General features: G+C 42.8%; 11 protein-coding genes. 10 read left to right on the top strand and 1 reads right to left on the bottom strand.

Annotated elements, in window-relative coordinates; translation table 11 throughout:
* Positions 1 to 9 precede the first annotated feature (9 nt).
* The 6 genes from ACFGVS_RS08170 (at position 10) to ACFGVS_RS08145 (ending at position 8,277) form a co-directional block, all read left to right on the top strand.
* The gene (locus ACFGVS_RS08170; protein ID WP_439698217.1) at positions 10 to 1,986 is read left to right on the top strand and encodes a glycoside hydrolase family 127 protein; all 1,977 of its coding nucleotides are present in this window, start codon (positions 10 to 12) and stop codon (positions 1,984 to 1,986) included.
* Entirely contained in the window at positions 1,986 to 3,824 is a 1,839-nt protein-coding gene (locus ACFGVS_RS08165; RefSeq protein WP_439698216.1) for a GDSL-type esterase/lipase family protein, read from the top strand. The genes ACFGVS_RS08170 and ACFGVS_RS08165 overlap by 1 nt, the downstream gene beginning before the upstream one ends.
* On the top strand, positions 3,824 to 4,204 hold the full coding sequence (locus ACFGVS_RS08160) for an SxtJ family membrane protein (RefSeq protein WP_439698215.1): 381 nt from the start codon (positions 3,824 to 3,826) through the stop codon (positions 4,202 to 4,204). Before ACFGVS_RS08165 ends, ACFGVS_RS08160 begins: the two co-directional genes overlap by 1 nt.
* A gap of 9 nt (positions 4,205 to 4,213) precedes the next feature.
* Positions 4,214 to 4,363: a DUF5989 family protein gene (locus ACFGVS_RS08155; protein WP_439698214.1), complete on the top strand. Its 150-nt coding sequence runs from the start codon at positions 4,214 to 4,216 to the stop codon at positions 4,361 to 4,363.
* A gap of 7 nt (positions 4,364 to 4,370) precedes the next feature.
* Positions 4,371 to 6,155 carry a carbamoyltransferase family protein gene (locus ACFGVS_RS08150; protein WP_439698213.1) on the top strand — a complete coding sequence of 595 codons (1,785 nt, stop codon included), beginning with the start codon at positions 4,371 to 4,373 and terminating at the stop codon, positions 6,153 to 6,155.
* 661 nt (positions 6,156 to 6,816) lie between these two features.
* Positions 6,817 to 8,277: a M16 family metallopeptidase gene (locus ACFGVS_RS08145; RefSeq protein ID WP_439698212.1), complete on the top strand. Its 1,461-nt coding sequence runs from the start codon at positions 6,817 to 6,819 to the stop codon at positions 8,275 to 8,277.
* A 104-nt stretch (positions 8,278 to 8,381) separates the two neighbouring features.
* Here the strand turns inward: ACFGVS_RS08145 and ACFGVS_RS08140 are convergent, their stop codons facing one another.
* Positions 8,382 to 8,843 carry an Lrp/AsnC family transcriptional regulator gene (locus tag ACFGVS_RS08140; protein WP_090646507.1) on the bottom strand — a complete coding sequence of 154 codons (462 nt, stop codon included), beginning with the start codon at positions 8,841 to 8,843 and terminating at the stop codon, positions 8,382 to 8,384.
* 214 nt (positions 8,844 to 9,057) lie between these two features.
* Here ACFGVS_RS08140 and ACFGVS_RS08135 point away from each other — a divergent pair, with 214 nt between their 5' ends.
* From ACFGVS_RS08135 to ACFGVS_RS08120, 4 genes are all read left to right on the top strand, one after another.
* Positions 9,058 to 10,080: a PLP-dependent cysteine synthase family protein gene (locus tag ACFGVS_RS08135; RefSeq protein WP_439698211.1), complete on the top strand. Its 1,023-nt coding sequence runs from the start codon at positions 9,058 to 9,060 to the stop codon at positions 10,078 to 10,080.
* A 19-nt stretch (positions 10,081 to 10,099) separates the two neighbouring features.
* Positions 10,100 to 10,549 carry a protein-disulfide reductase DsbD domain-containing protein gene (locus ACFGVS_RS08130; RefSeq protein ID WP_439698210.1) on the top strand — a complete coding sequence of 150 codons (450 nt, stop codon included), beginning with the start codon at positions 10,100 to 10,102 and terminating at the stop codon, positions 10,547 to 10,549.
* Positions 10,550 to 10,655: 106 nt separating this feature from the next.
* Positions 10,656 to 10,928 (top strand): hypothetical protein, encoded by a 273-nt coding sequence (locus ACFGVS_RS08125; RefSeq protein ID WP_439698209.1) that lies wholly within the window; start codon positions 10,656 to 10,658, stop codon positions 10,926 to 10,928.
* Complete coding sequence (locus ACFGVS_RS08120; protein WP_439698208.1) at positions 10,928 to 12,604, top strand: protein-disulfide reductase DsbD family protein; 1,677 nt, start codon at positions 10,928 to 10,930, stop codon at positions 12,602 to 12,604. The genes ACFGVS_RS08125 and ACFGVS_RS08120 overlap by 1 nt, the downstream gene beginning before the upstream one ends.
* Positions 12,605 to 13,015: the final 411 nt, after the last annotated feature.

The raw sequence follows: 13,015 nt of genomic DNA, 5'->3' as shown, positions 1-13,015 counted from the left end.
TGCAAGCAAATGAAGAGAATACTAATTGTTTTATCGTTTTATTGCCGGGTGGCATACGCACAAAACAAAGATTATCCTATTAAACCGGTACCATTTACCAATGTAAAGCTCGATGATCATTTTTGGTCGCCACGCATTGAAACCAACCGCACGGTAACTATACCGGCATCATTTGCGCGTTGTGAAAACACCGGCCGGGTAAGAAATTTTGAAATGGCAGCTGCCAGGAGCGGTAAGTTTTGTACCAAGTTCCCTTTTGACGATACCGATATTTACAAAACTATTGAAGGCGCATCCTATTCCATGGCCGTTCATTCCGATACAAGACTGGACGCATATGTCGATTCGCTGATCACGATAGTAGGTAAAGCCCAGGAGCCAGATGGTTATTTATATACAGCCCGTACCATCGATCCATTACACCCGCACGCTTGGTCGGGCACCGAACGTTGGGTTAAAGAGAATGAGCTAAGCCATGAGCTATACAACTCGGGCCACATGTTTGAGGCTGCCGCCGCGCATTACCTGGCTACTAATAAACGCAACTTTTTGGATATCGCTTTGCGTAATGCCGATTTGTTGGTTAAAACATTCGGGCCAGGTAAAAGGCATGTAGCTCCGGGGCATGAAATTGTAGAAATGGGCCTGGTACGCCTGTACCGAATTACCGGGAAAACGGAATACCTAAGCCTCGCTAAGTTTTTTATTGACGAACGCGGTCGTCGCGCCTATGATAAAACCAGTACCGACGAATGGAAAAACGGGATGTACTGGCAGGATAACCTGCCGGTTATTGACCAGGGCGATGCCGAAGGCCACGCCGTGCGGGCCATGTACCTGTACTCGGGTATGGCCGATGTAGCCGCTTTAACAGGCGATAAGGAATACCTTACTGCTATTGATAAGATCTGGAATAACATGGTGAGCAAGAAAATTTATGTTCAGGGCGGAATTGGGGCCGTACCGGGCGGTGAGCGTTTTGGGGCAGACTACGAGCTGCCCAACGCCACGGCTTATAATGAAACATGTGCAGCCATTGGTGATGTATACTGGAACCAGCGCATGTTCTTGCTGCATGGTCAGGCTAAATACATTGATGTAATGGAAAAAGTGTTATACAATGGCCTCATATCGGGTGTTGGGCTTGATGGGCAATCATTTTTTTACACCAATGCCATGCAGGTAACCAACGGATTCACGCACCCGGCTTTAGAGGCTGGCCGTTCGGGTTGGTTTGAATGTTCCTGCTGCCCAACCAATATGGCACGTTTCCTGCCATCGCTATCGGGCTACATTTATGCCCAAAAAGATAAGGATGTGTTTGTTAACCTGTTTATAGCAGGTACTGCCGCGCTTGAGGTTGAGGGCAAAAAGGTAAACATAGTACAGCGTAACAATTACCCATGGAATGGCGGGCTTGCATTTGAGGTATCGCCAGAGGCACCCGCTACTTTTACCCTGCGTGTAAGGTTACCGGGTTGGGCAAGGGCCGAAGCTATTCCATCCGATCTGTATTCGTTTCAGCATAAAGCTGCTGTCCGCATCGGCATAAAACTAAATGGCAAACCATTAAGCTATACCATTGAAAACGGTTATGCTGTTATAAGCAGGCAATGGAAGAGAGGCGATAATATTCAAATGGATTTGCCTATGCAGGTAAAAAAAGTCGTTGCTAATAAAGCCCTTGCCGAGGATCGTGGCAAAACAGCCTTACAGCGTGGCCCAATCATATATTGTGCTGAGTGGCCCGATAATAAGGTAAATGTAAGCAGTATCGTGATTCCGGTTGATGCCACTTTTAAACCGGTAACTGAAGCCGGCTTATTGAACGGTGTAACTGTTTTAAAAGGAGAGGTGTTGAGTAAAGGCATTAACGGTGCGGGCGCTAAAAAGGTGGAGCTTACCGCCATCCCATATTACTCATGGGCTAATAGGGGCAAGGGCGAAATGACAGTTTGGTTCCCAGAAGTAAACAGCGGTAAGTAATGAAGAACGGGAAGCTATCTGGCAAAAAATTAAAATGGTTTAGGGCTGTTGCTTTTTGCCTGCCCCTGGTTATTTTAGTTTTTGCCGAGCTTTTTTTACGCTTGTTTAATTACGGACATAATACCAGCCTGTTTATCCGTTATCCGGATAACCCTGATTATTGGGTGATTAATAAATATGCGTCTGAACGGTATTTTACAGATACGGCTAATGCGACCAAAGGCGGTATAGAACCTTTTAAAGTTGTTAAAGCCAAAAATTCCTTCCGAATTTTTGTGTTGGGCGAATCGACTACGGCGGGTTATCCTTACCTGCATAATGGTTCGTTTCACCGCTGGCTGCAATACCGCCTGATGCATACTTACCCTGGGCTGCAGTTTGAGGTTATTAATGTTTCGCTTACGGCAGTAAACTCTTATACCGTGCTTGATTTTGGCAAGCAGGTGGTAAAATACCAGCCCGACGCGGTGTTGGTATACACCGGACATAACGAATATTACGGGGCTTTGGGGATAGGGTCAACCAGTCACATCGCCAATAACCGTTTGCTGGTAAAAACAGTTCTTGCGCTAAAAGAACTGCGTTTAGTACAGCTTATAAATAACACAATGAGCAGTTTTAAGCCGGCATCTGCGGATATTGACCAGCGTAATAACCTGATGGAGCGTATGGCCCGGCAGCAGGAAATAGGCTATCAGTCTGACGCGTACAAAGCCGGGATAGATCAGTTTAAAAACAACATGGATGAGCTGTGCAATTTTATGCAGCAGCAAAAGGTGCCTGTTTTTTTAAGTACACTGGTGAGCAATCAAAAAGATCTGAAACCGTTTATCAGTGGACCGGTTAAATCAGCAGTTTCTGCCGATAATCAGTTCGCGCTGGCAACGGCGTCTTATCAAAAGGGCAATTATGCAGTCGCCAAACAACAGTATATTAAAGCAAAGGAGCTCGATCAGTTACGTTTCAGGGCACCCGAGGCCATGAACCGGGCAATCATCGGCCTTGCCAAAAAATACAGTAATGTTCATTTGGTTAACGCGCTTGAGGTTTTTGAACAACATTCGCCCCACGGTATTTTGGGGAGCGAAACTTTGCTGGAGCATGTGCATCCTAATTTATACGGTTATGCCTTGCTTTCTGAAGCTTTTTATCAGTCGATCAGAGAATCAAACCTGATAAAGGCTTATGCAGAAAAAGAAATGAGCTTTGCCAACTTGATTGATAAAATGCCGGTGACCAAAGTTGATTCGCTTTACGGTGCTTATACGATAATGATGTTGCAGGCCGGCTGGCCTTTTAATAAACCGATCCCCGCCGGGTTTAAACGCGGCATCAGTATGGAGGAACAGCTTGCGGGGGCATTATCAGTAAACCGCATCAGCTGGCTTGATGCCATGAACCAGCTTTTTAAATACAGCATGCAGGCCAATGATAAAAAAACGGCGCTTAAGGCCGTTGAGGCAGTGATGCTTGAAAAGCCTCAAAACACCACTTACCCGGTTTTTGCCGGTCGTTTAAGTTTTGAATTAGGTGATACGGCCAGCGCAGTTTACTACTTTAAAAAGGCTTATGAATTGGCGCCATCGTTTACTAATATTCAAAATATTTACCTGGTATATTTAAAAAGCGATTTGCCCGCCAATGCCATACCGTATATTGACATGGCTTTAAAACAAAACCCGGCATACGCGGGGCTGAGCAATATGAGGGCCATGGTTTTAGATATCATCAGGCTAAAGAAGGCAACAGCGCAAACGGTGGATAAGGTAGCCTATGGCAGGATAGCGGCAAATTACCACGCCATTGGGGCAGATGAAGCCGCGTTAAAATATAACTAATGGAACAGAAAGCGCTAAATCGAAAATTTGGGTTGATAACAGGTGCTGCTTGCCTCTTTATTTCAATATATAAGCAGCTTGTGTGTCATCATTTTTCTTTCGTGCTTGCTATTGTGGGAGCATTGCTTGTGCTTATCGCTTTAACAGTACCATTATTGTTAAATCCCCTTAGGATATTGTGGACTAAAATCGGCGATGTTTTGGGGATGATCAATACTGGCATTATTTTGTTCCTGGTGTTCTTTTTAGTGATAACACCTATCGGACTTATTATGAGGTTGCTGGGCAAACAAGGGCTTGAACTGAAAATAAAGGCGGATGGTACGTATTGGAAACCCACAAAGCCCACGGAAAACAGCACGCTGGAGCAGCAATTTTAAATAGATGTTATGGAAATTATACGTGAGTTTTTGATATTCCTATGGTCACGGAAACGACTGTGGCTTTGGCCTTTGTTTATTTTTCTGTTTATCCTGAGCCTGTTTTTGTTTCTGGCCCAGGGATCGGTACTGGCCCCTTTTATCTATAGCATTTTTTAAGCCGGGTATGTACACGCTCGGAATCTCGGCATATTTTCATGATAGCGCAGCCTGCTTATTAAAAAATGATCACATTGTAGCCGCGGTGCAGGAGGAACGCTTTACCCGTAAAAAGAATGATGAAAGCTTTCCGCTAAATTCCATCCTTTACTGCCTCAAGGAAGCCAAAATCACACTCAGCCAGGTAGATCATGTTGTTTTTTATGAAAAGCCATTCCTGAAATTCGAAAGACTAATAGAAACCTACCTGGCTTTTGCCCCCGCTGGCTTTCTTTCTTTTATAAAAGCCATGCCCATATGGCTAAAGGATAAGCTGTTTTTAAAGAAAAACCTGATTAAGCAGTTAAAACAGATAGATAACACCTGGAACCCTAATACAAATAAACTACTTTTTACCACGCATCACCAGTCGCACGCAGCCTCGGCCTTTTATCCCTCACCATTTACCAAAGCGGTAATATTAACAGCCGACGGCGTAGGGGAGTGGACAACCACCTCGGTAGCTATTGGCACCAACCACCGGATTGAACAGGTAAAGGAGATCAACTTTCCGCATTCCATTGGCTTGTTATATTCGGCCTTTACCTACTATCTTGGTTTCAAAGTCAATTGCGACGAATATAAAGTGATGGGCCTGGCACCATATGGCGAACCATTGTATACAGATCTGATTTTTAAGCACCTGATAGATTTGAGAGATGACGGTTCCTTTAGCCTCAACATGCGCTACTTTAACTATTGTACCGGCCTCACGATGATTTCATCACGGTTTAACCAATTGTTTGGCCAGCCGCCCCGACGAACCGGAGCAGAGATCAGCCAGTTCCACATGGACGTAGCCAGTTCCATCCAGGCAGCTGCTGAAAAAATCATGATCACCCTGACCTCAGCCCTCTACCGCGAATATCAAATCGATAATTTATGCATGGCGGGCGGCGTGGCGCTAAACTGCGTAGCTAACGGAAAAATATTGAAACAGTCCGGTTTTAAACACATTTGGATCCAACCAGCCGCGGGAGATGCCGGCGGGGCTCTGGGAGCAGCATACGCGGTATACTATGGGTACTCGGGAGATGCGCGAAAGGAAATTGAAATGGGAGATAAAATGCAAAATTCGCTGTTGGGGCCGTCATTTACAAGCGATGAAATCAGGAAATGTTTAATAGAGAACGGGATCAATTTTGAAGAGCTATCAACAGAAAATCTTAACAATAAAATAGCCGCCTGCTTGGCCGACGGAAAGGTGGTGGGTTACTTTAGGGGACGTATGGAGTTTGGCCCAAGGGCTCTAGGAGCACGCAGTATTCTGGCAGATCCAAGGAATGCAGATATGCAAAGCATTTTAAACCAGAAAATTAAATTCAGGGAATCATTTCGCCCCTTTGCCGCGGCTTCGTTAGAAGAGCATGCTGCTGAGTATTTTGAGTTGGTGGCTAAGAGTCCGTATATGTTGCTGGTAACGAGCGTTAGACCCAAACATCGGATATTAAGTCAGGAAAATAAGGCTGTATTAAAGGGCTTTGACAGATTAAAAGACAGTAAATCAGTGATTACGGCTGTAACCCATATCGACTATACTGCTCGATTACAAACCGTAAATTCAAAGCAAAATCCAGGTTTTTACAATCTGCTTCAGGCTTTTTACAAGTTAACCAGTTGCTCATGCCTGGTGAATACCTCCTTTAATCGTATGGACGAGCCGATAGTAAATACACCCCAGGAAGCTCTAACGTGTTTTATACAAACGGGTATGGATATCTTGGTGTTGGAAGGTTTTATGCTGAGAAAATAGCTGAATAAGAGTTTGTTTATTGCCCTCTTCGCGGCGGAACCAAGTGGTTGATGGGTTTGCTATATGGCTTTTTGCTATGTTTTGGGCTATTCAGCCGCAGGGGAAGGTGCCCGCCATTTCGGGTGAGATTAAAAAGCGACGGGAATTCCGGGCCTAAAAAGAGACCTGGAGGAAATTGTGTAAAAACAATTAGATGAGATAGGTTTATCTTTACAAATAAGGTTTGTTTCATCAACAGCGGCTTAGATACAGCCATCAAAACCGGTTAATTTAAAGCGGATATTAACATTGGCATCAATCACAAATTTTGCAGGAATACCAATACCTTATAGCCGCTTACTACTTTATTTTCTTCGGTTTCCGGATCTTTCAGATCCATCAGCACCTGAAAGCTATATTTCTTTCCCGTTATATAATCACCTGCATCTTTCGTTGCCGTAGCTGCTTTTCCCCCGGTATTTATCTACCGCCATTTGCATGGCCGGAAAGGAAGCTTCGCAGGGGCCGCGCCAGGTAGTAAAAAATCGAGTAAAACATACCTGCCTTTATAATCGGAAAGATTAATAAGTAATGCGAATCAAGGGTCGAAATGTGTTGAAAACTTTATGAGGTAAATGCTTGATTACAAGGAATTTAGTTTCGGTTCTACTTGTTTTAAGCCTTGAAAATCAGTATCTTAAAGGAGATTGCCACATCGAACTTTAAGAATGATTCCCAGGCTAAAGCACTCAAACTAATCGCTATCTATTTGCATATCTGCAAGTTACACGACGAAGAACTCCAATACTTATATCAAAGATACACGAATAATGATAACCCTGAATTTACAGATCAGGAAATGATAACTTTATATCTTTTTGTCGTCCAGCAGGAGCAAAGGTTTAAAGTTTCTCAGACGCTCTTTACCCTGTCTTACCGTTTTGACATGGGTAGCTGGAATAACAAAACGCTGCCCCTTGCCGCACAATACCTTCAGTTTTTAGGCACTGATAAAACATCTGCCGAAGCCATCATTAAGGCATTTTATAACATTGCCTGCAACTACAATATAGCCGTAGGTACCGATCTAACCACAGTAACTATTACCGGTTTACGGGAAAATTTTGATAACGCGGTATCGTTATTTGAAAATCTGCTAGCTAACTGCAAAGCTGACGAAGGAGCATTTACCGCCTTTAAGGGCCGTATTGAAAAAGCAAGAGAAAATAACAAGCTTAACAAGGCAACTATCATGCGCGGGCTGATACAGTATGCCATGTATGGCCCCAATAACCCGTACAATTACCAATTGAGTAAAGCGGAGTTGAACAGTGTGACTGCAGAGCAGCTTACCACAATGCTGCACAACTTCATGAACTATAAACACACCGTGCTTTATTACGGACCGGCAGCAATCACGTCCTTAGCAACTACACTTGGTAAACTGCATACAATGCCGGCTCAGTTTGCAGTGACCCCGGTTGCCAGGGTATTTGATAAAACCAGCCAAAGCAGTAACCAGGTATTATTTGTCGATTATGACATGGTACAATCAGAAGTATACTGGGTACGTAACACAAGTAACTATAACCCGGATAATACCACTACCATTAATGTGTTTAATACTTATTTTGGTGCGGGTATGGGCTCTATTGTATTTCAAACTATCAGGGAATCAAAAGCATTGGCTTATTCAACCTTTGCGCAATACGTATCGCCAGATAAAAAGGACGGCAGGTATTCAGAGATAGCTTATGTAGGTACGCAGGCCGATAAAATGAATGATGCCATACACGGTATGAATGAGCTGTTAAATGACATGCCTGAAAATAACACGCTGTTACAAAATGCCCGGCAAGGTATTAAGCAGGATATTGCAACAGAACGGATCACCCAGGATGGCATTATTTACAATTACCTCGCTGCACAAAAACTGGGATTAGATTATGATTATCGAAAACAGGTATTTGAAATGGCCGACAAGATTAATTTCGCCGATATTCAAAAATTTCATGATGATAATCTGAAAGATAAGCCTTACGTCTACTGTGTTCTGGGTTCGGAAAAGAAGATCACCCCTGAAATATTAAAACAGTATGGGGATGTTAAAAAATTAACATTAGAAGAGATTTTCGGCTATTGATGTAACACAAGCCGGTAATATAAATCACTATCAACTTTCAGATAAGTGAACTCATCAAACAGGCAACATCCTTATAGTGTTGCCTGTTTATTAAATAGTAAAATTTATAATGGATATGCCGTATCGCTCTTGGTTTCAGACAAAACAAAGAAACTTTGCACGGTAGTAATATTGGGTAGGGTTGCCAGCTTGTTCCTGTAAAAATGATGGTAAGCCTCCATGTCACTTGTAGCTATACGCAGGATAAAGTCAAAGGTCCCGGTCATCTGGAAACATTCCATTACTTCAGGGAACTTGGCAACTTCCGCTTCAAAATTATTTAGCGTATTGGCGGTATGGTCGTTTAAAAGTACATGGCTAAAGGCAATCAGATTTCTGTTGATCTTTTTGCTGTCAAGAATAGCTACAATGCGCTTAATGTAACCCTGGTCTTTCAATCGCCTGATCCTTTCATGAATAGTGGCAATTGATTTATGCAGCTTGTAAGATATCTCCTTATTGGTTAATGAAGCATTTTGCTGTAAAAGCTTTAAAATTTCAAGATCTGTTGCGTCTAAATCGTTCATTTATAAAAGTTTAAAAGGTGGGCTGTTGAAAAAAAATACAATAATAGGGACTAATAGTTTTAAAAGCTGAAAATAAGCAAACTATAAGTGTAATTATCCATAAAATTTACGGATTTTTTAAGAATGATTGTTACTATTATAGGATATGCTGAAATTTAACCAATAAAATTAAAGTATGACGGGCAGGATAGCAGTATTGGATTTAACAATAAATATGGAAAAGAAGTTTCAGGACTTATGGTATCTGGTGGGTAACACGCCGATGTTAAAATTACAGTATACCTACAAGAGCAAGCCTGGAGAAATCTATGTAAAATGCGAACATTATAACCTTACAGGCAGTGTAAAGGACAGGATGGCGCTGTATATTTTATACAAGGCTTACAAAAATGGAAATATATCATCTGGCGATATCATTATTGAGGCCACCAGCGGCAATACGGGTATAGCCTTTGCAGCAATAGGAAGGGCGTTGGGTCACGATGTAAAAATAATTATGCCCAATTGGCTAAGTAAAGAGCGGATTGATATTATCAAAAGCATGGGAGCCGAAGTGTTATTGATCAGTAAAGAACAAGGCGGTTTTTTAGGCAGTATCAAATTAAGTAAGGAATTAGCAACTGATGGTGGCGTTTTTTTACCCAGGCAATTTGAAAACCTTTACAATGCCGAAGCGCACGAAATGACTACCGGGCCCGAAATATGGGAGCAACTCGCCGGCCTGGGCCATAAGCCCGATGCATTTGTGGCCGGGGTAGGTACAGGCGGAACCGTAATGGGAACCGGCAAATACCTGAAATTGATGAATCCCGAAGTGAAGATCCATCCCCTTGAACCCGCTGAGTCGCCAACGTTAACAACCGGGCACAAGGTAGGCAGCCATCGCATACAGGGAATTTCCGATGAGTTTATACCGGCAATTGTAAAGCTGGACACCATGGACGAGGTCTTGCAGGCCAGTGATGGTGATGCTATTATTATGGCGCAGAAGCTATCTAAACAATTGGGATTAGCGGTAGGCATATCGTCAGGGGCCAATGTTATCGGCGCCATTAAATTAAAGGAACAGTTGGGAGTGGACGCGGTCGTGGTTACGCTGCTATGTGACAGCAATAAAAAGTACCTCAGTACCGATCTGGTAAAAGAAGAACCCATTAAACAGGGATACATCTCAACAAATACGGATTTTACCGGGTATCAGCCCATATCCCGCCTGAATGAACCCGTTATTCAATAATTAATCAAGAAAAAATAAAATGAAAAAAATTACAACGATGATAACCGTGCTGATCTTGTTTGCCCTGCAAAGCAAATCGCAAATTTTGCAACCGGTAAAGTGGAGCTATGCCGCTAAGAAAACCAGCGCAACAGAGGCAGTAGTATTTATTAAAGCAACTATTGATGCCGGCTGGCACGTATACTCTCAGTTTGTTAAAGATGGCGGCCCGGTGAAAACCACTATTGATTTTACCCCATCAAATACTTTTACTATGGTAGGTAAAACCACTGAGCCACAGCCTATTATTCGAATGGAAAAAGCTTTTGGAATGGAAGTTGGTTTTTTTGAAAAGAGTGTGATTTTTCAGCAAAAGATTAAGCTGAAGGCCAGGGAGGTTACCGTTAGCGGTAAGCTGGAATATATGACCTGTAACGATCAGAAGTGCTTGCCGCCGGATGATATAGACTTTAGCATACCTGTAAAATAAACCTGTAAAACTCATGGAATTATGCGGATTTGGGGATACCTCAGGCTATGTCTTTGCTTGATTTTTTCCGGCTTGCTACTGTATTGCGTGGTAAAACTTCCGGTTAATGCCGTTAAGCCGAAAGCATTATTACCAGATGCCCATTTTTATGGGTGTTGAAATACTGCTAAAGGTAAATGCAATGGGTTTGGATTGTCGTGCAATAGCAGCGGTTTTATCACCGTATGCTGTTAACCGGTTAACAGATAATTATCACCATGCAGGAGGGCTGTTGCTCCAATATCATCTTGATAACCTTCACCAGGTACAAAAACTACGTGATGAACTTGAATCTACAGGAATTGTAACAAATATAAGGATCAAAAAAAATAAAGATTAATGAAGCGGATCATATTATTTATTTTACTAATTACAGGGATAGTATCTGCCCAAAATGTGGTAAAAGCACAAGACACTGCTTCAACCTCAGGTATAGAATTTACCGCTATTAATCCGTCCCCGGCTGCAAAAACCACCGGGACGACAAAAAAAGATGGCAGCAGGGAAAAAGCAGTGGACAAAAAAAGCCGAAAGGCCGCATTAAAAGAAACTACCAAAGAGCAGAGCAAACAAACCCTATGGGCCATATTTTTGGCTGGTTTGGCAGGTGGATTTGCTGCCCTGTTAATGCCCTGCATTTTCCCCATGCTGCCGTTAACGGTTAGCTATTTCACCAAATCGGGCGATAAAAAGGGGAGTCCGGTGGGTAAGGCAGTTATTTATGGTGTCAGTATAATAGCCATATATGTGATCATGGGGCTCCTGGTAACTGTCGTTTTTGGTGCCGATGCCTTAAATAATTTATCAACCAACGGGATCTTCAACTTTGGTTTCTTCCTGTTAATTGTTGCGTTCGCCGCATCTTTTCTGGGTGCTTTTGAAATTACTTTGCCTTCGGGTTGGGTGAATAAAATGGACCAGAACTCAGATAAAGGGGGGCTGGCCGGGTTGTTTTTTATGGCGGCTACATTGGCATTGGTATCCTTTAGCTGCACAGGTCCCATTATTGGTACATTACTGGTTCAGGCCGCTACTACCGGGGCCTTACTGGGCCCCGCTATTGGTATGCTGGGTTTTGCGCTGGCACTGGCCATACCCTTTGTGCTTTTCGCCATGTTCCCAAGCTGGCTTCAATCGTTGCCCAAATCAGGTGGGTGGCTGAACAGTGTGAAAGTTACATTGGGCTTTCTGGAACTGGCGCTGTCCTTTAAATTCCTGAGCAATGTAGATCTGGCTTATCACTGGCACTGGTTCGACAGGGAAATATTCCTGGTGTTGTGGATCGTGATCTTTGCCCTGATGGGTTTTTATTTGTTGGGCAAACTAAAACTCAGCCATGATAGTGACCTGAAATTTATTTCGGTGCCCCGGCTTTTTCTGGCTGTTATTGTTTTGGCGTTCACTATATATATGGTACCCGGGTTATGGGGAGCCCCGCTCAAATCGATCAGCGCCTTTCTTCCGCCGCAGGCAACACAGGATTTCGACTTATCTAATCCGGGCATGGGCAATAATAATCAAAGTAACAGCAATGGTACCACAGATACCCAGCCGCGTAAATATGCCGAACTGTTTGATAAGCCGAAGGGTTTTAATCCCTATTTTGATTATGATGAAGGCCTTGCTTATGCAAAAAAGGTCCATAAACCGGTGATGATAGACTTTACAGGCCATGCCTGCGTAAACTGCCGTAAAATGGAAGCTAATGTGTGGCCCGACAACCAGGTATATCAAAGAATTACCCGGGATTATGTGTTGATACAATTATATGTTGACGATAAGACAGATTTGGCTATAGCTGAACAGACCACCACACCCGAAGGAAGAAAAATACAAACCATAGGCAATAAATGGAGCTATCTGCAAACTTCAAAATTTGTATCCAATTCACAACCGTTTTACGTGCTGCTTGATCCGGATACACAGGAATCTTTAGTAACGCCCCGGGGGGCAGATTATGATCCGCTTAGCTATTTGAAATACCTGGATAGCGGTTTGAGTGTTTATGATAAATGATGATTATCAGGCTGATGATACTGTGACAGTTATAATGGTTGTCATCGGCATTATGGTCATTTATCTCATCGTGCGCAAGCTTAAAGGGAAAGATGAGTTAGATGGATTGTTATAAATTATTTTAGTTAAAAAGTCTTCATTTCGTTCTTTAATCAGCTAATAGTTAATTAATAAAAAGCATCCCCTGAAGCGGATGCTTTTTTCGAAGATGTAAGAAAAATAGTATTCCATACATTTTTTTCTGGTTCCTGCTTTCATTCGGTCGAAAGCATAATAGTGCAAAAATATTTGGATAATAGGACCAAGGGACCTTTCATGTCAGGACGCGATTATAATCAGCGCCAAGGCCAAATGTGTAGTAAAACTACGGACAGTCAGTCTTATTATTGATAACGCTGATCTGTAGCCGAT

This window comes from Mucilaginibacter sediminis (genome assembly GCF_051903035.1).
Classification (GTDB): Bacteria; Bacteroidota; Bacteroidia; order Sphingobacteriales; family Sphingobacteriaceae; genus Mucilaginibacter.
This window is presented reverse-complemented; position numbering and strand designations above follow the sequence as displayed.

What these genes read in the sequence shown, in the direction of transcription:
- ACFGVS_RS08170 (WP_439698217.1), top strand. Translation starts at nt 10, where the DNA reads ATGAAGAGAATACTAATTGTTTTATCGTTTTATTGCCGGGTGGCATAC.
- ACFGVS_RS08165 (WP_439698216.1), top strand. Translation starts at nt 1,986, where the DNA reads ATGAAGAACGGGAAGCTATCTGGCAAAAAATTAAAATGGTTTAGGGCT.
- ACFGVS_RS08160 (WP_439698215.1), top strand. Translation starts at nt 3,824, where the DNA reads ATGGAACAGAAAGCGCTAAATCGAAAATTTGGGTTGATAACAGGTGCT.
- ACFGVS_RS08155 (WP_439698214.1), top strand. Translation starts at nt 4,214, where the DNA reads ATGGAAATTATACGTGAGTTTTTGATATTCCTATGGTCACGGAAACGA.
- ACFGVS_RS08150 (WP_439698213.1), top strand. Translation starts at nt 4,371, where the DNA reads ATGTACACGCTCGGAATCTCGGCATATTTTCATGATAGCGCAGCCTGC.
- ACFGVS_RS08140 (WP_090646507.1), bottom strand. Translation starts at nt 8,843, where the DNA reads ATGAACGATTTAGACGCAACAGATCTTGAAATTTTAAAGCTTTTACAG.
- ACFGVS_RS08135 (WP_439698211.1), top strand. Translation starts at nt 9,058, where the DNA reads ATGGAAAAGAAGTTTCAGGACTTATGGTATCTGGTGGGTAACACGCCG.
- ACFGVS_RS08130 (WP_439698210.1), top strand. Translation starts at nt 10,100, where the DNA reads ATGAAAAAAATTACAACGATGATAACCGTGCTGATCTTGTTTGCCCTG.
- ACFGVS_RS08125 (WP_439698209.1), top strand. Translation starts at nt 10,656, where the DNA reads ATGCCGTTAAGCCGAAAGCATTATTACCAGATGCCCATTTTTATGGGT.
- ACFGVS_RS08120 (WP_439698208.1), top strand. Translation starts at nt 10,928, where the DNA reads ATGAAGCGGATCATATTATTTATTTTACTAATTACAGGGATAGTATCT.